This is a genomic window from Vibrio sp. 10N.247.311.12 (assembly GCF_041467515.1).
Classification (GTDB): domain Bacteria; phylum Pseudomonadota; class Gammaproteobacteria; order Enterobacterales; family Vibrionaceae; genus Vibrio; species Vibrio crassostreae_C.
This window is the reverse complement of the sequence record NZ_JBFSUV010000050.1, coordinates 15961-38895: the sequence shown is the minus strand read 5'-3', so window position 1 is coordinate 38895 and position 22935 is coordinate 15961. Positions and strand designations below refer to the sequence as shown.

General features: G+C 44.9%; 23 protein-coding genes. 22 read left to right on the top strand and 1 reads right to left on the bottom strand.

The genetic code is table 11. The annotated features are described in order from the left end of the window. Positions 1–147: 147 nt before the first annotated feature. Complete coding sequence (gene suhB, locus AB6E30_RS19140; RefSeq protein WP_017062836.1) at positions 148–951, bottom strand: inositol-1-monophosphatase; 804 nt, start codon at positions 949–951, stop codon at positions 148–150. 181 nt (positions 952–1132) lie between these two features. On the opposite strand from suhB, the gene trmJ reads away from it, so the two are divergent. The 22 genes from trmJ to urtA all read left to right on the top strand — a co-directional run bounded on the left by trmJ (position 1133) and on the right by urtA (position 22907). After that, on the top strand, positions 1133–1861 hold the full coding sequence (trmJ, locus tag AB6E30_RS19135) for a tRNA (cytosine(32)/uridine(32)-2'-O)-methyltransferase TrmJ (protein WP_017062835.1): 729 nt from the start codon (positions 1133–1135) through the stop codon (positions 1859–1861). A 116-nt stretch (positions 1862–1977) separates the two neighbouring features. Continuing rightward, complete coding sequence (iscR, locus tag AB6E30_RS19130) at positions 1978–2499, top strand: Fe-S cluster assembly transcriptional regulator IscR (protein ID WP_010440512.1); 522 nt, start codon at positions 1978–1980, stop codon at positions 2497–2499. Positions 2500–2526: 27 nt separating this feature from the next. After that, positions 2527–3741 carry an IscS subfamily cysteine desulfurase gene (locus AB6E30_RS19125; RefSeq protein ID WP_010440514.1) on the top strand — a complete coding sequence of 405 codons (1215 nt, stop codon included), beginning with the start codon at positions 2527–2529 and terminating at the stop codon, positions 3739–3741. Between the two features lie 33 nt (positions 3742–3774). After that, complete coding sequence (iscU, locus tag AB6E30_RS19120) at positions 3775–4152, top strand: Fe-S cluster assembly scaffold IscU (RefSeq protein WP_004740340.1); 378 nt, start codon at positions 3775–3777, stop codon at positions 4150–4152. Between the two features lie 97 nt (positions 4153–4249). After that, positions 4250–4573 carry an iron-sulfur cluster assembly protein IscA gene (gene iscA, locus AB6E30_RS19115; RefSeq protein WP_010440519.1) on the top strand — a complete coding sequence of 108 codons (324 nt, stop codon included), beginning with the start codon at positions 4250–4252 and terminating at the stop codon, positions 4571–4573. An 84-nt stretch (positions 4574–4657) separates the two neighbouring features. Then, on the top strand, positions 4658–5173 hold the full coding sequence (gene hscB / locus AB6E30_RS19110; protein WP_010440522.1) for a co-chaperone HscB: 516 nt from the start codon (positions 4658–4660) through the stop codon (positions 5171–5173). 22 nt (positions 5174–5195) lie between these two features. After that, the gene (gene hscA, locus AB6E30_RS19105; RefSeq protein WP_017062518.1) at positions 5196–7046 is read left to right on the top strand and encodes a Fe-S protein assembly chaperone HscA; all 1851 of its coding nucleotides are present in this window, start codon (positions 5196–5198) and stop codon (positions 7044–7046) included. 20 nt (positions 7047–7066) lie between these two features. Continuing rightward, complete coding sequence (gene fdx / locus AB6E30_RS19100; protein WP_010440525.1) at positions 7067–7405, top strand: ISC system 2Fe-2S type ferredoxin; 339 nt, start codon at positions 7067–7069, stop codon at positions 7403–7405. Positions 7406–7539: 134 nt separating this feature from the next. Further along, positions 7540–7740, top strand: a complete 201-nt coding sequence (gene iscX / locus AB6E30_RS19095) for a Fe-S cluster assembly protein IscX (RefSeq protein ID WP_004740335.1) — start codon at positions 7540–7542, stop codon at positions 7738–7740. Between the two features lie 206 nt (positions 7741–7946). After that, a complete protein-coding gene (gene pepB, locus AB6E30_RS19090; RefSeq protein ID WP_017062517.1) occupies positions 7947–9242 on the top strand; it encodes an aminopeptidase PepB in 1296 nt (431 codons plus the stop codon). Positions 9243–9348: 106 nt separating this feature from the next. After that, positions 9349–9783 (top strand): nucleoside-diphosphate kinase, encoded by a 435-nt coding sequence (gene ndk / locus AB6E30_RS19085; RefSeq protein WP_016797173.1) that lies wholly within the window; start codon positions 9349–9351, stop codon positions 9781–9783. Between the two features lie 441 nt (positions 9784–10224). Further along, a complete protein-coding gene (locus tag AB6E30_RS19080) occupies positions 10225–11367 on the top strand; it encodes a bifunctional tRNA (adenosine(37)-C2)-methyltransferase TrmG/ribosomal RNA large subunit methyltransferase RlmN (RefSeq protein ID WP_017062516.1) in 1143 nt (380 codons plus the stop codon). 440 nt (positions 11368–11807) lie between these two features. Then, on the top strand, positions 11808–12764 hold the full coding sequence (gene rodZ / locus AB6E30_RS19075; RefSeq protein ID WP_372104882.1) for a cytoskeleton protein RodZ: 957 nt from the start codon (positions 11808–11810) through the stop codon (positions 12762–12764). Positions 12765–12771: 7 nt separating this feature from the next. Then, a complete protein-coding gene (gene ispG / locus AB6E30_RS19070; protein WP_009848294.1) occupies positions 12772–13893 on the top strand; it encodes a flavodoxin-dependent (E)-4-hydroxy-3-methylbut-2-enyl-diphosphate synthase in 1122 nt (373 codons plus the stop codon). Between the two features lie 70 nt (positions 13894–13963). After that, the gene (hisS, locus tag AB6E30_RS19065; RefSeq protein WP_017062514.1) at positions 13964–15232 is read left to right on the top strand and encodes a histidine--tRNA ligase; all 1269 of its coding nucleotides are present in this window, start codon (positions 13964–13966) and stop codon (positions 15230–15232) included. Between the two features lie 79 nt (positions 15233–15311). Further along, complete coding sequence (locus AB6E30_RS19060) at positions 15312–15926, top strand: YfgM family protein (RefSeq protein WP_017062513.1); 615 nt, start codon at positions 15312–15314, stop codon at positions 15924–15926. Positions 15927–15936: 10 nt separating this feature from the next. Beyond that, a complete protein-coding gene (gene bamB / locus AB6E30_RS19055; protein ID WP_017062512.1) occupies positions 15937–17097 on the top strand; it encodes an outer membrane protein assembly factor BamB in 1161 nt (386 codons plus the stop codon). A gap of 158 nt (positions 17098–17255) precedes the next feature. Then, positions 17256–18737 carry a ribosome biogenesis GTPase Der gene (gene der / locus AB6E30_RS19050; protein WP_017062511.1) on the top strand — a complete coding sequence of 494 codons (1482 nt, stop codon included), beginning with the start codon at positions 17256–17258 and terminating at the stop codon, positions 18735–18737. A gap of 131 nt (positions 18738–18868) precedes the next feature. Further along, positions 18869–19771 (top strand): metal-dependent hydrolase, encoded by a 903-nt coding sequence (locus AB6E30_RS19045; protein WP_017062510.1) that lies wholly within the window; start codon positions 18869–18871, stop codon positions 19769–19771. Between the two features lie 289 nt (positions 19772–20060). Beyond that, on the top strand, positions 20061–21062 hold the full coding sequence (locus AB6E30_RS19040) for a sensor domain-containing diguanylate cyclase (protein ID WP_372104880.1): 1002 nt from the start codon (positions 20061–20063) through the stop codon (positions 21060–21062). Between the two features lie 36 nt (positions 21063–21098). Then, complete coding sequence (locus AB6E30_RS19035) at positions 21099–21326, top strand: zinc ribbon domain-containing protein (RefSeq protein WP_017056199.1); 228 nt, start codon at positions 21099–21101, stop codon at positions 21324–21326. Positions 21327–21620: 294 nt separating this feature from the next. Beyond that, positions 21621–22907 carry an urea ABC transporter substrate-binding protein gene (urtA, locus tag AB6E30_RS19030; RefSeq protein WP_004735113.1) on the top strand — a complete coding sequence of 429 codons (1287 nt, stop codon included), beginning with the start codon at positions 21621–21623 and terminating at the stop codon, positions 22905–22907. Positions 22908–22935: the final 28 nt, after the last annotated feature.

Here is a 22935-nt window from a genome sequence, read left to right as displayed (position 1 = left end):
CGTATCTCGTATCTCGTATCTCGTATCTCGTATCTCGTATCTCGTATCTCGTATCGCAGATACAAAAAAGCCTCGCTATAGCTATATAGCGAGGCTTTGGAATTTTTATGCGCCCTTAAAATAGGGAGCGTTAACGTAAGGTCTGAATTACTTCAGCATACCTTCGTTAGCGTTCTCACGAACGTGCTTAAGAATAGACTTAACACCACGTGCGCTTGAAGCAACAACATTACCAGAAGTCATGTAATCAGTACCGCCAGCAAAGTCAGTCATGATAGCACCAGCTTCACGAGCGATTAGATCGCCAGCTGCTAGATCCCATGGCTTAAGGCCAAGTTCTAGGTAACCATCAACACGGCCAGCTGCTAGGTAACATAGGTCAAGAGCAGGAGAACCTGTACGACGGAAATCAGCACAGTCGATGAATAGACCAGAGATGATCTTCATGAAAGATTCAGAGTGTTGTTTTTGCTTGAATGGGAAACCAGTCGCTAGAACAGTACCTTGAAGGTCTTTTAGTTGAGTAACACGCATACGAGCGTTGTTAAGTTGAGCGCCAGCGCCACGTTGAGCTGTGAATAGCTCGTTTAGCATTGGGTCATAAACACAAGCAACTTCTGTACGACCGTTCATGCGAACAGCGATAGATACAGAGAAGTGAGGGAAACCTTTTACAAAGTTGTTGGTGCCATCCAGTGGGTCAACGATCCATTGTACATCAGAGTCTTTACCTTCAGTCAGGCCTTTCTCTTCAGAAATAATGCTGTGCTCTGGGTAAGATGCTTTGATTGTCTCAATGATCATGTACTCAGCTTCTTGAGCAATGTTAGTAACGTAATCGTTGTTACCTTTTAGAGACGATTCGATCTTATCAGTTGTTTCTAGAGATTTAGCAATATGGTTGCCAGCTTTACGCGCAGCGCGTATCGCAATGTTTAGCATTGGATGCATATGGTTTTTCCCACAAGATGTTAAAGAACAATTTAAAGCGGCGGCGAGTATACCAAAGTTTTACCAAAAGGGAAGTGGTTATTTTTTGAACTCTTGGTTTCACATTACGCGAAGGGTCTGACCATTTTACTTTGCTATGTGTTAATATCTCGCGATTATTTTTAAAGTGGTGTCATATAGCATGTTAGACAATGTAAAAGTCGTTCTGGTTGGTACGTCTCATTCGGGAAATATCGGATCAGCAGCTCGCGCAATGAAAGTGATGGGTTTGAGTCAATTAGTTCTTGTAGACCCTCAATGTGAAGTTGACGAGCAGACCTTAGCACTGGCTGCGGGTGCAGGTGACATCGCAGAAAACGCGACCATCGTTTCTACACTGGACGAAGCCGTAAAAGACTGTGGTTTAGTGGTTGGTTCGAGTGCACGTTCACGTACGCTTGAATGGCCAATGCTTGAGCCTCGTGAGTGTGGACAAAAATTTGCGATTGAAGGCCAAAAGCACCCAGTCGCATTAGTGTTCGGCCGTGAACGTACTGGCTTGACTAACGATGAGCTTCAGAAGTGCCACTTCCATGTATGTATCCCAGCTAACCCTGAATACAGCTCGCTAAACCTAGCAATGGCAGTGCAGACTCTGAGCTACGAAGTGCGTGTAGCTCACCTTGATATGGTCGCTAGCCAATATCAGCCACAGCAACAAGATGAGTACCCTCGTCACGAAGAACTAGAAATGTTCTATGAGCACCTTGAAAAAGTGATCATTGATACCCAATTTATCTCTAAGGATAAGCCAGGTCAGGTGATGAATAAACTACGTCGTCTGTTCAGTCGAGCTCGTCCAGAGCTGCAAGAGATCAACACTCTACGCGGTATTTTGACTTCAATTGAGAAGAGCAAAAACGACAAATAAAGCCCATGCAAACCCTAAGGGTGAATACTTGACTAAAATAGTCAACTAAATACTTGACCAATTTAGTCGGGTATGGGAAGATTCCAACCACATAAACAATGTGGATTCGGTGTGATATGAAACTTACATCTAAAGGAAGATATGCGGTAACAGCTATGCTAGATGTAGCACTGCATTCGCAAAAAAGCCCAGTTCCTCTGGCTGATATTTCAGAGCGACAGGGCATCTCATTATCTTACTTAGAACAGCTATTTTCTAAGTTACGTAAAGCTGGCTTAGTTGCTAGTGTTCGTGGTCCTGGCGGTGGTTACCGTTTAGGTGCTGAAGCGAGCGACATCGCTGTCGGAACTGTAATTGCTGCAGTAGACGAATCAGTTGATGCAACTAAGTGTCACGGTCGAGCAGATTGCCAAGGTGGCAGTCGTTGTCTAACTCACACTCTATGGCGTGATTTAAGCTCCCGAATCAGCAGCTTCTTAAACGACATTACGCTCGGTGAGCTAATGAAAGATAACGAAGTTTTAGAAATTTCTGATCGTCAAGATATTGATCTTGCGGTTAATAATGGTTTTGCACATAAAAATACGAGCACTACAACGATTAGTGCAGCACCTCACGGTGTTAATGCCCGCTCTTAGCGGTCAGTTTTTACATTGGAGTAGAAAATGAAACTGCCTATTTACTTTGACTATTCAGCTACATGCCCAGTCGATCCACGTGTTGCTGAAAAAATGGTTCAGTGCATGACGATGGACGGTAACTTCGGTAACCCTGCATCTCGTTCACACCGTTACGGCTGGCAGGCAGAAGAATCAGTAGATAATGCTCGTGAGCAAATTGCCGATCTACTAAATGCAGACCCACGTGAAATTGTTTTCACGTCAGGTGCTACAGAGTCAGATAACCTTGCTATCAAAGGTGCAGCGCACTTTTACGAGAAGAAAGGTAAGCACGTAATCACGTGTAAAACAGAACATAAAGCGGTTCTTGATCCATGTCGCCAACTAGAGCGTGAAGGTTTTGAGGTGACTTACCTTGAGCCTGAAGCGAACGGCATCATTGATTTAGACAAGCTACAAGCAGCAATGCGTGAAGATACGGTTCTTGTTTCTATCATGCACGTAAACAACGAGATTGGTGTAATCCAAGATATCTCTGCAATCGGCGAATTATGTCGTTCACGCAAGATCATCTTCCACGTTGATGCGGCTCAGTCTGCGGGTAAAATCCCACTAGATGTAAAAGAGATGAAAGTTGACCTTATCTCTCTTTCTGCACACAAAGCATACGGCCCTAAAGGCATTGGTGCTTTGTACGTTCGTCGTAAGCCACGTATTCGTCTTGAAGCACAGATGCACGGTGGAGGTCACGAACGTGGTTTCCGTTCTGGTACGCTTGCTACTCACCAAATCGTGGGTATGGGTGAAGCTTTTGCTGTCGCTAAACAAGACATGCAGAAAGATTATGACCACGCACTAGCACTTCGCGAGCGTCTATTGAAAGGGGTTCAAGATCTAGAAGCAGTAACGGTAAATGGCGACTTAGATCAACGTGTACCACATAACCTAAACGTGAGCTTTGCTTTCGTTGAAGGTGAGTCTCTGCTTATGTCTCTAAAAGACCTAGCAGTATCATCAGGTTCTGCATGTACATCAGCAAGCCTAGAGCCTTCATACGTTCTACGTGCTCTTGGTCTGAACGATGAACTGGCACACAGCTCAGTACGTTTCTCATTCGGCCGTTTCACAACGGAAGAAGAAATCGACTACGCGATTGCACAAATTCGTGTAGCGGTAAACAAATTACGCGACATGTCTCCTCTATGGGATATGTATAAAGAAGGGATTGATTTGAACACTGTTGAGTGGGCTCATCACTAATCTCACGGAAATAGAGGATTCGAGGTAACTATCATGGCATATAGCGAAAAAGTAATTGATCACTACGAAAACCCACGTAACGTAGGTTCGTTTGATAAAGAAGACCCAAGTGTAGGTAGCGGCATGGTTGGCGCACCAGCTTGTGGTGACGTAATGAAACTGCAAATCAAGGTAACGCCAGAAGGCATTATCGAAGATGCAAAATTCAAAACTTACGGTTGCGGTAGCGCAATCGCTTCTAGCTCACTAGTAACAGAGTGGGTTAAAGGTAAAAGTATTGATGAAGCAGCGGCTATCAAAAACTCTGAAATCGCAGAAGAACTAGAGTTGCCACCAGTGAAAGTTCACTGTTCAATTCTTGCTGAAGATGCAATCAAAGCAGCAGTTGCGGATTACAAAAAGAAGCGTTAATTGTTTCATTAAGTAATCACAAAAAATAAGCAATATTTGGGAGCATCCTTTGTGCTCCCCCTGAGTTCTCAATTTATATAAAACACAAGGTTGTAGTATGGCCATCACCATGACAGATACGGCAGCAAGCCGAGTTCAAGCTTTCCTAGATAACCGAGGTAAAGGTATCGGGTTGCGCTTAGCGGTAAAAACTACTGGCTGTTCGGGTATGGCGTATGTACTGGAATTCGTTGACGAGCTTAACGAAGAAGACGAAGTGTTTGAGCATTCAGGTGTTAAGGTCATCATTGATCCAAAGAGCCTAGTTTACCTAGACGGTACCGAGCTTGATTACGTGAAAGAAGGCCTAAACGAAGGTTTTGAATTCAACAACCCTAACGCGAAAGGCGAATGTGGTTGTGGTGAGAGCTTCAACGTATAAACGCCTCAATCGTTAAGCGTTTATAGTGAGCGAAGAATAAAATTAGGCTCTGATTGAAGAGCCTAAACTTAGGACCACCGTTACATGAATCATTTCGAATTATTTGGGCTACCACTTCAGTTTCAACTGGATGGTAGCCTTCTTTCTTCTCAGTTTAGAGATCTGCAACGCCAATTCCACCCTGATAAATTTGCCACGGCTTCTGAGCGAGATCGCTTGCTGGCTGTGCAAAAAGCTGCGCAAATCAATGATGCGTACCAGGTGTTGAAAAATCCAGTCAGCCGCGCTGAATACCTGTTAGTTCAACATGGTGAGGATATTCGTGGTGAGCAGCAGACTATGCAAGATCCTATGTTCCTGATGGAGCAAATGGAATTGCGTGAAGAGCTGGAAGATATCGCCGACAGTTCTGATCCTGAAGATGCTTTGTTTGCATTTGAAGGAAAGGTTAGCAAAATGTATAAACAACAATTAAGCGCTATCCAACAAGAACTCGACAGCGAAGCTTGGTTAGAAGCTGCAGACCGAGTAAGAAAGCTTAAGTTTATTGCAAAATTAAAGAATGAAATCGAGTTAGTTGAAGATCGTTTGATCGGCTAGTTCGTATAACAAGGACACATCCATGGCACTACTTCAGATTGCAGAACCAGGGCAAAGCGCCGCTCCTCACCAGCACAAGCTTGCAGTGGGTATTGATTTAGGTACAACAAACTCATTGGTTGCGTCAGTGCGCAGTGGTGAGGCAAGCACGCTTGTTGATCAACAAGGTCGCAGTATTCTCCCTTCCGTTGTTCACTATCAGTCAGAGTCGTACACCACTGGTGATGAAGCGCGTGTAAATGCACAAACTGATCCTAAAAATACCATTATCTCAGTTAAGCGATTAATCGGTCGTTCACTGTCAGATATTCAACAGCGATACCCATCTCTGCCATATCAGTTTGAAGAAAGTGATAATGGCCTGCCTGTGATTAACACAGCGCAAGGAAATAAGAACCCAATTCAAGTATCTGCAGATATTCTTCGTGCACTCGGTCAACGTGCTGAGTCGACGTTAGGTGGTGAATTGGCTGGTGCCGTGATTACCGTCCCTGCGTACTTTGATGATGCACAACGTGCAGGTACCAAAGACGCAGCGCAACTTGCTGGTCTTCATGTGTTACGTCTTCTTAATGAACCCACTGCAGCCGCGATTGCTTATGGCTTGGATTCAGGTAAAGAAGGGGTAATCGCTGTTTATGACTTAGGCGGTGGTACGTTTGATATCTCTATCCTACGCCTGTCTAAAGGTGTCTTCGAAGTTTTAGCAACCGGTGGTGACTCTGCATTAGGCGGCGATGACTTTGACCATTTAATTGCGGATCATTTCCAAGAGCAAATGGGCTTGTTAGAGCTGACAGCAGAACAGAACCGTATTCTTCTAGACGCAGCAACAGAAGCGAAGATTGGCTTATCTGAAGCTGAAAGCGTTAATGTTGAAGCACTAGGTTGGTCTGGCTCTTTAACTCGTGAAGAGTTCGAAGAGATCATCAAGCCACTAGTTAAGAAAACGCTGCTTTCGTGCCGCCGAGCACTGAAAGATGCGGAAGTTGACGCGGATGAAGTACTAGAAGTCGTGATGGTAGGTGGTTCAACTCGTACCTTACTTGTTCGTGAAATGGTCGGTGGCTTCTTTGGTCGTACTCCATTAACCAGTATTAACCCTGATGAAGTGGTTGCGATTGGCGCATCGATTCAAGCGGATATCTTAGTTGGCAACAAGCCTGACTCTGAGATGCTGCTATTGGATGTTATCCCTCTGTCACTGGGTATCGAAACCATGGGTGGCTTAGTCGAAAAGATCATCCCTCGTAATACCACGATCCCAGTTGCTCGTGCACAAGAGTTTACCACGTTCAAAGACGGTCAAACTGCAATGACAGTACACACCGTGCAAGGCGAGCGTGAGATGGTTGATGACTGTCGTTCACTGGCTCGATTTGCTCTGAAAGGCATCCCGCCGATGACTGCAGGTGCTGCTCATATTCGTGTTACTTACCAAGTGGATGCTGATGGCCTGCTATCGGTTACCGCAATGGAGAAGAGCACTGGCGTTCAAGCTGAAATCCAAGTTAAGCCTTCTTACGGTCTAAGCGACAACGAAGTGGCTAGCATGCTGAAAGATTCGATGACGTTTGCAAAAGAAGACATGCAAGCGCGTGCTCTTGCTGAGCAACGCGTAGAAGCGGATCGCGTTATCGAAGGCCTTATCGCTGCAATGCAAGCCGACGGTGACGAGCTACTTGATGAGCAAGGCAAACAACAACTTGTTCAAGCGATTGAAGCACTGATTGAAGTGCGTAATGGCGACAACGCTGATGCTATTGAACTAGAAATTAAGAATACCGACAAAGCGAGCCAAGACTTTGCTTCTCGTCGTATGGATAAATCAATTCGTGCTGCACTGTCAGGTCAGTCAGTCGATAATATTTAATAGTTAGAGAATAGATAAACATGCCAAAGATTATTGTTTTACCTCACGAAGATCTATGTCCAGAAGGCGCTGTTTTAGAAGCAAAAACTGGTGAGACGGTTCTTGATGTTGCATTGAAGGCCGGTATTGGTATTGAACACGCATGTGAAAAATCGTGTGCATGTACAACATGTCACGTCGTGATTCGTGAAGGCTTCGATTCTTTAGAAGAGAGTGATGACCTAGAAGACGACATGCTAGATAAAGCATGGGGCTTAGAGATGGAATCTCGCTTGGGTTGCCAAGCTAAAGTGGCTGATACGGATCTTGTTGTAGAGATTCCAAAGTACACGTTGAACCTGGCTTCTGAAGACCATTAAGAACCTGTTCTCAGTCATGGCTAATACAGCGATGACTGAGAGAGTTATTGCTTAGACAAACATACTAAGAAAACTGGCCTAGAATATAGAGCATAAAGGTGACCAAGCGTCGCTAATAAATATAAGGAAGTGTTATGAGCTTGAAGTGGATTGATTCGCGAGATATCGCAATTGAGCTTTGTGATTTGTACCCTGATACTGATCCTAAAACGGTACGTTTTACCGATCTGCATCAATGGGTGCTAGACCTTGAAGAGTTCGACGACGAGCCTAACCACTCGAATGAGAAAATCTTAGAGGCTATTATTTTGTGCTGGATGGATGAGATGGATTAATCCTCTTGTCTAATGATTTGGTCGCGGGTTGGTATCAGTCCAATATAAAACGCAGCCAAGTTAACAATTCTTACTAAAAAAAGCGGACCTTATGGTCCGTTTTTTTATCAAAATGACATTTTCCTCCTACATAATGCTAACATCAGTGCGCTAATAAAAAATAATCAGAATCACACACTCACAGTGGTTCATGACAAGGAGTAATCATGTCTACACAGATGTCAGTATTTTTAAGTCAAGAAGCTGCCCAGCCTCAGTGGGGAGCAAGAGCTATTTTATCGTTCTCAGAAGCGGGAGCGACAATTCACATTGGTGAAGGCCACGATCTAGGCGCAGTTCAACGTGCGGGTCGTACGCTTGACGGACAAGGTATCGCATTCGTTTCACTTCGTGGTGAAGGTTGGGATCTAGAAAGCGTTTGGGCTTTCTACCAAGGCTACCGTGGACCAAAGAAAAAGAATGCATTGGAATGGGATGCACTTTCAGAAGCCGATCAAACTGAGCTTGAAGCTCGTATTCGCGCAACTGACTGGACGCGTGACATTATCAATAAAACCGCTGAAGAAGTGGCACCTCGTCAACTTGCGACAATGGCTGCAGAATACATCAAGTCAGTGGCACCAGCGGGCACTGTTAAAGCGAAGATTGTTAAAGACAAGGATCTACTAACCGAAGGTTGGGAAGGCATCTACGCGGTCGGCCGTGGCTCTGAGCGTACATCAGCAATGCTGCAACTGGACTTCAACCCAACAGGCGATGAAAACGCACCTGTATTTGCCTGTTTAGTCGGTAAAGGTATTACGTTCGATTCGGGCGGTTACAGTATCAAGCCAGGCCAATTCATGACAGCGATGAAAGCTGACATGGGTGGCGCAGCAACGATTACTGGTGGTTTAGGTCTTGCGATTGAACGCGGTCTTAACAAGCGCATCAAGCTTATTCTATGTTGCGCAGAGAACATGATCTCTGGTCGCGCATTGAAGCTTGGCGATATCATTACCTACAAAAACGGTAAAACAGTTGAGATCATGAACACTGATGCGGAAGGTCGCTTAGTGCTAGCTGATGGCCTGATGTACGCAAGTGCACAAAGCCCTGAGCTGATCATCGACTGTGCAACGCTAACAGGCGCGGCTAAAAACGCATTAGGTAACGACTACCACGCACTATTAAGCTTCGATGATGAGTTGTCTCACCAAGCGCTAACAGCGGCAAACCAAGAGAAAGAAGGCTTATGGCCACTGCCTCTTGCTGATTTCCACCGTGGTATGTTGCCTTCAAACTTTGCTGATCTTTCAAACATCAGCACAGGCGATTACACACCGGGTGCAAGTACAGCAGCGGCATTCCTTTCTTACTTTGTAGATGATTACAAAAAAGGTTGGATTCATATGGATTGCGCGGGTACTTACCGTAAGTCAGCAAGTGACAAGTGGGCGGCAGGCGCAACGGGTATGGGCGTTCGCACACTGGCTCGTCTTCTTATCGACCAAGCAAAATAATAATAAGGGTGAGCGGTATTTTGTGCCGCTCATTCATAAAGCTCAGATCGAAAGATCTCAGTAATTTCAGTATTTAATAACAAAAAAATGAAGTGAAGGAATCCCTATGGCTCTAGAAAGAACGTTCTCAATTGTTAAGCCGGATGCAGTTAAGCGTAACCTTGTTGGTGAAATCTACCACCGTATCGAAAAAGCAGGCCTAGAAATTATTGCTGCTAAAATGGTTCGTCTTACTGAAGAGCAAGCGAGTGGCTTCTACGCTGAACATGAAGGCAAAGAGTTCTTCCCAGCTCTTAAAGAGTTTATGACTTCTGGTCCTATCATGGTTCAAGTGCTTGAAGGCGAAAACGCTATCGCTCGTTACCGTGAACTTATGGGTAAAACAAACCCAGAAGAAGCGGCATGCGGTACTATCCGTGCTGACTACGCAATCAGCATGCGTTACAACTCAGTTCACGGCAGCGACAGCCCTGAGTCTGCAGCTCGCGAAATCGAATTCTTCTTCCCAGAATCTGAAATTTGCCCACGCCCAGCTCAATAATCGGCACTGCAAATTATTCTAAAGGCTTCACCTCGGTGAGGCCTTTTTTGTAAGTGGATTTTACGCTCTCGATAATCAATTTAGTCGTCATTCTCGAAAGCGACGAAGGAGCGTAATCGGGAATCTGTTTTTGTTATTGGAGATTCCAGATACTTCGTTCCTCAGTTCTGGAATGACGGGGAACTTTGGAGCAACCATCTCGTGGTAAATATTATCGAGCAATTGGTGATTATTTACGTCATTCCCGAAAGCGACGAAGGAGTGTAATCGGGAATCTTTGTTTAAATTGGGTAATCTCAGGCCGATAAATACAATTGTTCAAATTTTAATCGCTTAAGTTTGAATGTCTTAATAAACACAGGGTTTTACAATGCTTGTTGAAGTCGCGTAAAGCCTGTACAATTCGCGCCCTTAATTATTGTTCCGTCATTGAGAGGCATCATGACCACAGCTAAAGTCAATCTACTCGATTTTGATCGTAAAGGTCTTCGTAAATTTTTCACAGAAGAACTGAATGAGAAAGCGTTTCGAGCAGAGCAAGTGATGAAGTGGATTTATCACTTCGGTGTCGATGACTTCGAACAAATGAATAACATCAACAAAAAGTTACGTGAGAAACTTCAACGTCGCTGTGAGATTGTTGCACCTGTTGTTTCTGAAGCTCAACACTCTTCAGATGGCACAATTAAATGGGCGATGAGCGTTGGCGACCAAGACGTTGAAACGGTATACATCCCAGATGGTGACCGTGCGACGCTATGTGTATCTTCACAGGTTGGTTGTGCACTTGAATGTAAGTTCTGTTCTACAGCTCAACAAGGCTTCAACCGTAACCTAAAAGTTTCAGAGATTGTTGGCCAAATCTGGCGTGCATCTCGCGAAATCGGCCTAGAAAAAGAAACCGGTCGTCGTCCAATTACTAACGTTGTAATGATGGGTATGGGCGAGCCTCTATTGAACATGAAGAACCTAATGCCATCATTAGAAATCATGCTTGATGATCTAGGTTTCGCACTGTCTAAGCGTCGTGTAACCGTATCAACTTCTGGTGTTGTTTCTGGCCTTGACCAAATGACAGACAACATCGATGTCGCATTGGCTATTTCTCTACATGCGCCAAACGATGCACTACGTAGCCAAATCATGCCGATCAACGACCGTTGGGATATCCAAGACTTCCTAGCATCTGTTCGTCGTTACATTGCATCTTCAAATGCTAACCGCGGTAAAGTAACGGTTGAGTACGTGTTATTGGATCATGTGAATGATGATATGGACCACGCACGTGAACTTGCTGAGCTAATGAAAGAGACGCCTTGTAAGATCAACTTGATTCCATTCAACCCTTACCCGGGGTCGCCTTATAAGAAGCCAAGCAACTCTCGTATTGATCGCTTCCAAAAAACGCTGATGGAATACAACTACACAGTAACCGTTCGTAAGACTCGTGGTGATGATATTGATGCCGCGTGTGGTCAGTTAGTCGGTGATGTGATTGATAGAACCAAGCGTACTAAAATGCTTAAAGCAGCCTCTGAAGCGAACTTGATTGCCGGTGGTGTGATTGAAGTAAAAGCGGTATAAAACGCGATTAGAACCTAAACAAGCCAGAAGTCTTACTTCTGGCTTGTTGCTTTTCTGGGGTGCAGTTTTTGATTTTTTGGACTTCTTGCCCACGCTTTCTTACATTTTTCGTCAAATTTTGGACAAAACCATGAGCTGACGGTAAATTTTGTTTAAAGTGTTTTTGCCTTGTAATGGCATTAGCTTATGATTAACTAATCTTAAATTAATTTAAGTGCTCGCTTGCTACTGATCATCAATATGTCTATTTAGGTTGGCTACTTGATAAACTAGCTTCCTGAGAAGGTCATCCATAACAAATGAATGATGTTCGCCTTTAAGGGTTGATGATTTAGATAGCAGGAAAAATTCCACATAACGTGGGTTGCTAGATTGAGCTTAAACGACAATAAGAAAACGCTCTCCTCAACCTGCGATAATACTTTAGAAGTTCACTCTCTATGAACACAGAACAAGATACACAAACGCAAGAAACCGTAGCTCCAGCTTTGGAAGCGGGAACGCTGCTTAAGAACAAACGAGAATCTCTTGGTTTAACGCAAAAGCAGATTTCTGATCGCTTGAAACTTCGCGTTACTCTGATCCAACAAATTGAAGAAAACCAATTCGAGTCAGATCAAGTGGCGACGTTTATGCGTGGCTATATTCGTTCATACGCGAAATACGTCAATCTTGACGAAAAAGTCGTATTGAGTGCGCTGCATCATGCCGGTGATGCTCAGCATCAAGAGCAAGAAATGCTGAGTTTTTCTCGTAAGACCAAAACCGAGAAGCACAACAGCCGTATTATGATCCTGACTTGGAGTATTTTTGCGGTCATTGCGGGTATCTCCTCACTTTGGTGGTGGCAGAACCAACAACAAGACACCCTATCTCAATCTTTAGCGAATACTGAAAGCTCAGAAGAGCTAGCGGTAGAAGAATCACTTGCCCCTGAATTCACCTCTTTAGAAGTGATTGAAGCTGAACAAAACGAAGCGGGTGCTTCTGTTGTTGAAGGTGCTGAAGGCCTTGCTGCGATAAGCGATGCGGAAGAAAGTTCAGATGCTGTTACTCCAGCTGACGAAACTTCTGCACAACAAACAACAGAGACTGAACCAACTGCTGAAGCTGCTGCGAATGCAGAAACGGTTGAAGCTAGCACGGCTCCTGAAGCTGTGGCTAACGAACTAGTGATGCAGTTCACCGCTGATTGCTGGATCCAAGTAAAAGATGCAACGGGTAAAACCTTGTCGACTGGCATCAAAAAAGCAGGTCAGTCGTTAAATCTATCAGGAACTGCGCCATATAAAGTGATTCTAGGTGCGCCAGAAGGCGTATCAATGACATTTGCAAGTGAACCTGTCGACCTTTCTGGGTATACTTCAGGCAAAGTAGCTAGAATAACCTTACCTTAGAGTTAATATGCAACACGAATCTCCTATTATTCGTCGCAAATCAACCCGTATTTATGTGGGTGATGTGCCGATCGGTGATGGTGCACCAATTGCTGTGCAATCCATGACCAACACAAGAACAACAGATGTAGCCGCGACCGTTGCTCAAATTAGAGCTCTGGAAAAAGTTGGCGCTGATATCGTTCGCGTATCTGTACCGACTATGGATGCAGCTGAAGCCTTTAAGCTAATCAAGCAGCAGGTCTCTGTTCCTTTGGTTGCTGATATTCACTTCGACTACCGTATCGCACTTAAAGTGGCGGAATACGGCGTTGACTGTCTGCGTATCAACCCAGGTAACATCGGTAACGAAAGCCGTATCCGCTCAGTTGTTGATTGTGCACGTGATATGAATATTCCGATTCGTATTGGTGTTAACGGCGGTTCTCTTGAGAAAGAGATCCAAGAGAAATACACAGAACCTACAGCAGAAGCGCTTGTTGAATCAGCAATGCGTCATGTAGATATCCTAGACCGTCTGAACTTTGATCAATTCAAAGTCAGCGTGAAGGCTTCTGATGTATTCCTTGCTGTCGGTTCTTACCGTTTGCTGGCTAAGCAGATTGATCAACCTCTCCACCTTGGTATTACCGAAGCGGGTGGTGCGCGTGCAGGCTCTGTGAAGTCAGCGGTAGGTTTAGGTATGCTTCTTTCTGAAGGTATCGGCGATACGCTGCGTATCTCGCTAGCGGCTGATCCGGTTGAAGAGATCAAAGTTGGCTTTGATATTCTTAAATCTTTGCGCATTCGTTCGCGTGGCATCAACTTCATTGCGTGCCCGAGCTGTTCTCGTCAAGAGTTCGATGTTATTAACACCGTTAATGCCCTTGAAGAACGCTTAGAAGACGTGATCACTCCAATGGACGTATCTATCATCGGTTGTGTGGTTAACGGCCCTGGTGAAGCTGAAGTGTCTCACTTAGGTTTAGCTGGTAGTGCACGTAAGAGTGCCTTCTACGAAGATGGTAAGCGTCAGAAAGAGCGCTTCGACAACGATGACCTTGTCGACAAACTTGAAGCTAAGATTCGTGCAAAAGCGTCAGTGCTTGATAAAGCAAATCGCATTGATGTAGAAAACTTAGAAGATTAATACAACGCGATGGGGTGTGATTGTCTATTCGCACTAACACCTGGTCGTGAGAAATTACGGAATAAATACTGTGGCTAAAAATATTCAAGCAATTCGAGGCATGAACGACTGCCTTCCAACTCAATCACCACTGTGGCAGAAAGTAGAAAGCGCAGTTAAAAACGTGGTGAGTGCATACGGTTACAACGAAGTACGTATGCCTATCGTTGAAGAAACAAACCTATTTAGCCGTGCAGTTGGTGAAGAGACAGACGTTGTTTCTAAAGAGATGTACACCTTTGACGACCGCAATGGCGATAGCCTAACGCTGCGTCCAGAAGGCACAGCAGGTTGTGTTCGTTCATGTATTCAAAACAGCCTTATCAACCGTGATGAACAGCGCCTATGGTACATGGGCCCTATGTTCCGTCACGAGCGTCCTCAAAAAGGTCGTTACCGTCAATTCCACCAATGTGGTGTTGAAGTGTTTGGCCTAGACGGTCCAGACGTTGACGCAGAACTTATCATGATGACAGCACGTCTATGGCGTGAGCTAGGTATCGACAAGCACGTTCGCCTAGAGTTGAACTCAATCGGTTCTCAAGAAGATCGCGTTAGCTACCGCACTGCGTTAGTGGCTTTCCTTGAGCAACACATTGATGTGCTTGACGAAGACTGCAAACGTCGCATGCACACTAACCCTCTACGTGTACTTGATACTAAGAACCCTGATGTTCAAGCTATCTTAGGTGACGCACCTCGACTATCTGAATATCTAGGTGAAGAATCGAAGCAACATTTTGCTGGTTTGTGTGAACTTCTTGACGCTGTTGGTATCGAATACCAAGTTAATGAGCGTCTAGTACGTGGCCTAGATTACTACAACCGCACTGTATTTGAGTGGATCACAGACAGCCTTGGTGCTCAAGGTACAGTATGTGGCGGCGGTCGTTACGATGGTCTTGTTGAGCAACTAGGCGGCAAAGCAACCAATGCAGTTGGCTTCGCAATGGGCCTAGAGCGTTTGGTTCTGATGATGGAAACGCTAGAGCTAACAGAAGTTCGTCGTAGCGTTGATGTATACGTAGTTGCTGCTGGCGAAGGTACTATGATCGCGGGCATGCAGTTAGCGAATCAATTACGCGACACCGTTGAAGGCGTGCGTGTAATGAACCACTTCGGTGGTGGTAACTTCAAGAAGCAATTCAAACGTGCTGACAAAGTAGGTGCTGTTGTGGCGCTGGTACTTGGTGAGAACGAAGTTGCTGACAATACAGTTGTGCTAAAAGATCTGGTTGGCGGCGAGCAAGAAACCGTGTCTCAAACGGAAGTTGCAGAGAAAGTTGCTGCGCTAATCTAATTAGCCATTGAGCAAACGCTCATAATGAATACTAACGTCAGCACTATGCTGGCGTTTAAAGAATTAAAGAGGACAGGAAGTGGAACTTTACGATAGCGAAGAGCAACAAGTTGAAGCCATTAAAGATTGGTGGAAAGAGAACGGTAAAGCCGTAATCTTTGGTGCGGTTATTGGTTTAGGTGGTCTATTTGGCTGGCGCTATTACCAAGATTCAGTAGTTGAAGCGCGTGAAGCAGCTTCAGAAAGCTACACCTCTGTAATTTCAGCTCTTGATGTTAAGGGTGTTGATGCTCAATCTGATATTCAAGCTTTCATCGACGCAAACAAAGATGCTGAGTACTCAGTACTTGCTGCTATGCAACTAGCAAAAGTACAAGTACAAGCAGGCGATCTAGCGGCGGCACTTGAACAGCTCGAGTGGGCAAAATCGGCAACTAAGGACGCGGCACTTGCGCCACTACTTACTTACCGTGTTGCACGTATTAAAGCTGAGCAAGGTGAATTTGACGCAGCACTGACTGATCTTGCTGCTATGACAGACGAATCTTGGAAAGGCCGTGTTGCTGAACTGCGTGGTGATATCTCACTTCGTAAAGGCGACACAGACGCAGCATACAGTGCTTACACAGAAGCACAGCAAGCTGTTGACGCTAGCCAAACGCTTCAAATCAAACTTGACGACCTAGCTAAATAAGGCGCTTTGAATGAAGAAGATGTTTCCAAAAGCGGCGTTGTGTGCGATTGCTCTTGGCCTACTAGCTGGCTGTGCGGGTGAAGAAGACACCGTAATCATGGCTCCAGTCCCAACGGTAAACAGCGAGTTCACTCCTAGTCAGGAATGGTCTACGTCGGTTGGTGATGGTGTTGGTCACTACTTTTCAAAACTAACGCCAGAATTGGCTTACGACAAAGTGTTTGTTGCAAGCCGTGAAGGTATGGTTAAAGCGCTTGATCCTGATACAGGTAAAGCGCTGTGGAAAGTCGATCTTGAGAAAGACGTATTGGCTCGTTTATCGGGTGGCTTAACGGCGGCTTACGGTAAAGTTTTTGTTGGTTCTGAAAATGGCGAAGTGATCGCACTGGAAGAATCGACCGGTGAAGAGCTGTGGCGTGTATCAGTCAATGGCGAGGTGCTTGCATCCCCAGCAACTGATAGCAACATGGTCATTGTTCATACCAGTCGCGGTATGTTGATCGCGTTAGATCAAGCAAGCGGTGAACAAAAATGGACCATCAGTACGGAAGTACCAAGCCTAACACTGCGTGGCGATAGCTCGCCTGTTGCAGTTTCTGGTGGTGTATTCTGGGGTACAGCAAATGGTCGTCTAGCTGCGGCTATCGTTGATCGTGGTCAGCTTATTTGGCAACAGCCAGTAGGCACACCAAAAGGTGCAACGGAAATTGATCGTTTGGTTGATGTTGATGCATCTCCAATTGTTCTTGGTGGCACCCTGTATACCGTAGGTATCAATGGTCAGCTGATTGCTATCGACCTTCGTTCTGGTAAGCCAATTTGGAAACGTAACTACTCATCAGCGATTGATTTAGCAAGTGATGGTAGCCGTTTGTTCGTTGTTACCGACAAAGACCATGTGGTTGCGGTTGATGCGCGTAGTGGTACTGAACTGTGGAGCACTCCATTGTTAGAAAACCGCTTACTGACAGCACCTGCTATTATTAATGGTTATGTAGTCGTGGGTGATACTGAAGGTTATCTGCACTGGTTGGATCGTTCATCGGGTGAGTTTGTTGCTCAACAGCTTGTCGATGATAGCGGCTTTGCGGTTGCACCAATTGAACTGCCTGAAGGCTACTTAGTGACGACTCGCAATGGCGATGTAAAGAAACTAACGATTAGCCAATAAAAGCGTGATATAATTCACAGTCGGCTCCTGGTTGGTAACAGCCAGGAGCCGTTTTGTTGTTAAAAATTAATAAACCGTGTGGTTATAGGTAAGAGTTTAAACTTGCGAACAAGTGCTTACCTATAACTACATTTAGAGAAGAAATTGTAGAGGTTGTTATGGTACCTGTTGTTGCTCTAGTAGGGCGTCCGAACGTAGGTAAATCTACGTTATTTAACCGATTGACTCGAACTCGTGATGCATTGGTTGCGGATTTCCCTGGCTTAACGCGTGACCGTAAATACGGTCATGCTCATTTTAGCGAGCATGACTTTATTGTTATTGACACTGGCGGTATCGACGGTACTGAAGAAGGTGTTGAAACTAAAATGGCTGAACAGTCGCTAGCGGCGATTGATGAAGCTGATGTCGTTCTATTTATGGTAGATGGCCGTGCGGGTCTAACACCTTCAGACGTGGCGATTGCTAAGCACCTACGTCAACTAGAAAAGCCTTCAATGCTAGTAGTAAACAAGGTTGATGGTATCGACCCTGATGCTGCAAGTGCTGACTTCTGGCAACTAGGTGTAGAAGACATGTACCAAATCGCTGCGGCGCATGGTCGTGGTGTTACTGCACTTATTGACCTTGCTCTTAACCCATTCGCAGAAGCGCTAAAAGCTGAGAATGGCGAAGTAAGCGACTTAACTGAGTTTGAAGACGAAGAAGAAGAGCAGGTTGAATTTACAGAAGAAGAAGCTGAAGCAGAATTCAAGCGTCTTCAAGATCAACCGATCAAACTAGCGATCATTGGCCGTCCTAACGTAGGTAAATCAACGCTAACGAACCGTATTCTTGGTGAAGAGCGTGTGGTTGTTTACGATATGCCAGGTACGACTCGTGACTCTATCTACATCCCAATGCAGCGTGACGAGCGTGAATACGTTCTAATCGATACTGCGGGTGTTCGTCGTCGTAAAAACATCAACGAAACGGTAGAGAAGTTCTCAGTGGTTAAAACACTGAAAGCGATTGAAGATGCTAACGTTGTATTGCTGCTTATCGATGCTCGCGAAAACATCTCTGATCAAGATCTAAGCTTGCTAGGCTTTGCGTTGAACGCTGGTCGTTCAATTGTTATTGCCGTAAACAAGTGGGATGGCCTAGATAACGACGTTAAAGAGCGCGTTAAGAAAGAGCTAGACCGTCGCTTAGGCTTCGTTGATTTCGCACGTATTCACTTTATCTCTGCACTTCACGGTACAGGTGTTGGTCACTTGTTTGAGTCTGTACAAGAAGCTTACAAGTCAGCGACTACTCGTGTTGGTACTTCTGTGCTAACTCGTATCATGAAGATGGCGACTGATGATCACCAACCGCCTATGGTTCGTGGCCGTCGTGTGAAACTGAAATACGCGCACGCTGGTGGCTACAACCCACCGATTATCGTTATCCACGGCAACCAAGTTCGTAACTTGCCAGATTCATACAAACGATTCTTGATGAACTACTACCGTCGTTCACTAGAAATCATGGGTACACCTATTCGCATTCAATTCCAGAACAGCGAGAACCCATTTGAAGCTAAGACTAACAAGCTGACAATTTCTCAAGAACGTAAACGTAAACGTATGATGAGCATGGTTAAAGGTCGTAAGTAAACCTTTCCAATAGATTTGATACCCGAGCCTGTCTCGGGTATTTTTTTAAGCAAAATTCACGTTAAGCCATAACAATACGTTTTTATCATCATGGCTCAACGAATCAGACTAGATTCCAGAAGAAGAACGATATGACTACTAGCGATTTGATTACACCTGTGTCAGCAATCACACCAACCATCACTCAATTTTGTCATCAGGCTTGGCAGCTCAATGCTAAAGCGCAGTACGTTGAAAGCGATGACAGCAAAACTTACCTGATCACCGACGTGACACCTTTCCACCCAGTGAGTCACATTTGGCCCGATCACCCTGCAGACCAAGGCTTTGTGAGTGTTGGTGACGTGCTATATCCAGTTGAAGACTGCCTTGTTGGTGCTATAGAACAATCTACTGGCAAGCTTCATATCGCAGCAGATATCCCTGTTAAGCGTGATACGGAAGGGTGGGCGTTTGTTGTTGTCCACCAGCTACCTACATCTGCTTCTATGATTAAGGTTAACGACGAAGTCGTGTTGTCGGTTGATAAAGAGTACCAAGCCAGTTTGAGCCGTGGTCACAGTGCTGGCCACATCGCTTTCCTAGCTTTGAATAAAGTATTGGCTGAGCGCTACTGGCGTAAAGATGCGGATAGAAAAGATCCGCTTGGCAGTTACGACTTCAATAGCTACGCACAAGTGACGAGCTTTGTGACTCCAGAGCTGTGTTCCGATAAGTATCGTTTAGGCAAAACCCTCAAGAAGCGCGGTTTGAACGTTGCAGACATGCTAGCAAATCTTGATGACATCGAAGCTGATATCAACCAGATGATTGCGGGCTGGCTTGCAGAGCCGACGCCAGTCGCAATGCGACTGGAAGGCGAAGCATTAACAGACTCTCGTTATTGGGAATGGCAGTTGGATGCCGACACTTTAGTGTCTATTCCGTGTGGTGGTACTCACATTGAGAACACCTCAGAGCTTAAGGCATTGTCCGTTAAGTTAACCCAGTTAGATGACCAGCATATTGAAATGCTGACGCATGTAATTCGATGATCTAGACTACAGATCGAAATGGCTTGTGCTGTTTGTTTTGTTTTTGCATGTAACTTTTAATATAAATGACTGTTTAAAATTGAAATGCAGCACATGTAACTTATGCTTTCGGTGTGTGGTGATATAAATATTCTTTTTGGGGTAGATCGCTGATCAAAATAGATAAAGCGAAAGATCAACCTATGATCTTCGATTGTGTGTCGTACTAATTTAGTGTGTTATTATTAACCAATAACAAGCTTGCATAAGAACAAGTTGTACCCGATTACACAATTGAAAGCCTTAGTGAATGGAACAACAATTTTTATTAGAAGGTCATCGAGCCGTCAATAGCTTGCTACGGAAGCTTGCGCTTGGGATGGATCGCAAAGATTTAAATCACAAGATTATTCAGCTTACCGAGCAGCTTTTTGGGCAGCGCATGGCTTCAATTCTACTGCTCAACTCAGAGTCTAAAATGTTACACCTTGAATATGCCCCAAACCTGCCTGATTTTTACAATCAACAGATTGAAGGGGTAGGAATTGGTGCGGGGATAGGCTCTTGTGGCGAGGCAGCTGCGCTTAAGAAAGCAGTGATGATCTCCAACATAAATGCACACCCAAACTGGGCACCTTTTCTGGCCCTCACCAATCAAGCGAATTTGCATGCCTGTTGGTCGGTCCCCATTATCTCGTCACGCGGTAATGTGTTGGGTACCTTCGCTATTTATAGTCAGTACATCTCTGAACTACATGAATTTGAGCTCGAGATCTTAGAGCTACTGGCTTCCCTGTATTCGGTAGCACTAGAGAAGTTTGAGCTGGAGAACCAGCTAAACTTTTTCGCTAATCGAGATTCTTTAACCCATTGCTTGAATCGTCGCGCATTGTTTAATGAAGCGGAGAAAGTGTTGGCCAAGCGATGCTTTTCTGAAAAGGTGATGGCGTGTTTGTTTGTTGATGTCGATAAGTTCAAATCGATAAATGATACCTATGGCCACAGTTTCGGTGACGATGTGCTGTTGGCGGTTGCCGAAGTTCTTGATGAGGCAACCACAGCATGTGCCAAGATAGGCCGTTATGGTGGCGATGAGTTTGTGGTGTTCTCTTGCTTTGATGATCAAGAAAGCGTTGTTAGCTTCTACCACAGCTTAGAGAAAGCACTGCAACAAGCGCTTTATATCAATGATGTGCAGTTCTCAGTGAGTGTTGGGTTGTCTTGTGACAAAGATCCTCAAGGATTAGACCAGTTGATCGCACAAGCTGATAAGAACATGTACCAAATCAAGCAAGCGAAGTCTCAGCGGTAGTAGATTGTAAAAATAGTAGTGAATTAGGAAATGCTAATGAGTGAAAATATCTGCCCTAAGTGCCAGTCTGAGCTAGCTTGGGATGGCAAGTATCATTGTGAAAGTTGTCAGGCTCACTTTACTAAAGTTGGGTTTTGCCCTGAGTGCAGCAGCCAACTTGAGAAGCTTCAAGCCTGTGGTGCGGCGAGCTATTTTTGCAACGGTGATTGCAACGAGTTGAAATCAAAGTCGAGAGTAAAATTCGAATTTCAACCTGCGGAATAGCCTTAAACTACATGGTTTGAACGACCATCGGTGATGTTATACCAGAGACTCAATACTAAAGTGTTGGGTCTTTTTTGTATCTGAAGAACAGGAATGTGGCATCTTGGTTCATTCCCACCGTCACTGCACCAGTATGAAACATAGTTACATGATTGCTATGCACTCTATTGGTGTGAGTTTCTTTTAAATTCTATTAATACAATTACTTATAAATAATTTCGTTGGTTTATAAGTTTGGCACTCTTCTTGTAACTCTGTAATTGAATAACAAAAATACAATTATGGAGTAATATCATGAACAAGGTGTTCAATTTATCGCTAGCTGCACTGTGTACAACACTTTCATTTTCTTCTGCAACAGTGTTTGCTGCTGATGAGACCATCAAGGTCGGTGTTCTACACTCACTCTCTGGCACCATGGCGATCAGTGAGACAACGCTAAAAGATACCGTGCTAATGCTCATCGAAGAGCAGAACAAAAAGGGCGGTTTGCTTGGTAAGAAGCTAGAGCCTGTCGTGGTTGACCCTGCGTCAAACTGGCCGCTATTTGCTGAGAAAGCGCGTGAGCTTATCGAAAAAGAGAAAGTGGATGTGGTGTTCGGTGGTTGGACGTCGGTATCACGTAAATCCATGCTACCTGTCTTTGAAGAACTCAACAGCATCCTTTTCTACCCAGTACAGTATGAAGGTGAAGAGTCTTCTAAAAACGTTTTCTACACCGGTGCCGCGCCAAACCAACAAGCGATCCCAGCAGTGGATTACTTGATGGAAGAGCTTGAAGTCGAGCGCTGGGTACTTGCAGGTACCGATTACGTTTATCCACGTACAACCAATAAGATCTTAGAAGCCTACCTAAAAGATAAAGGTGTCGCAGAAGAAGACATCATGATCAACTACACGCCATTTGGTCACTCTGATTGGCAATCTATCGTTTCAGACATCAAAAAGTTCGGTGAAGCTGGCAAGAAAACCGCTGTGGTTTCTACTGTAAACGGCGATGCGAACGTACCTTTCTATAAAGAGCTAGGCGCTCAAGGCATTTCATCTGAAGACATCCCAGTTATTGCATTCTCTGTTGGTGAAGAAGAACTGTCAGGCATGGACACAGAACCATTGGTTGGTCATCTAGCGGCATGGAACTACTTCATGAGTGTTGATACTGAAGCTAATGAAGAGTTCGTTGAAACGTGGCAGTCGTTCATCAAGAGTGAAAAGCGTGTCACCAATGACCCAATGGAAGCGCACTATGTTGGCTTCAATATGTGGGCTCAAGCGGTCACTAATGCGGGCACAACCGATCCTGAATCTGTGCAAGATGCCTTGATTGGCGTGTCTGTACCTAACCTTTCTGGCGGCTACTCTACCATGCTGCCAAACCACCACATTACTAAACCAGTCCTGATCGGTGAAATCCAAGACGATGGTCAATTCGATATCGTTTGGGAAACCACTGGACTAGTGGCGGGTGATGCTTGGTCGAGTTACTTACCTGAATCGGCAAAACTGTTCTCTAGCTGGTCGAAGCCATTCTCATGTGGTGCGTTTAACGTCGAAACGAAGAAGTGTTCTGGCGGTAACTAGATCGTCAATTCAGGAATATTGAGCCTTC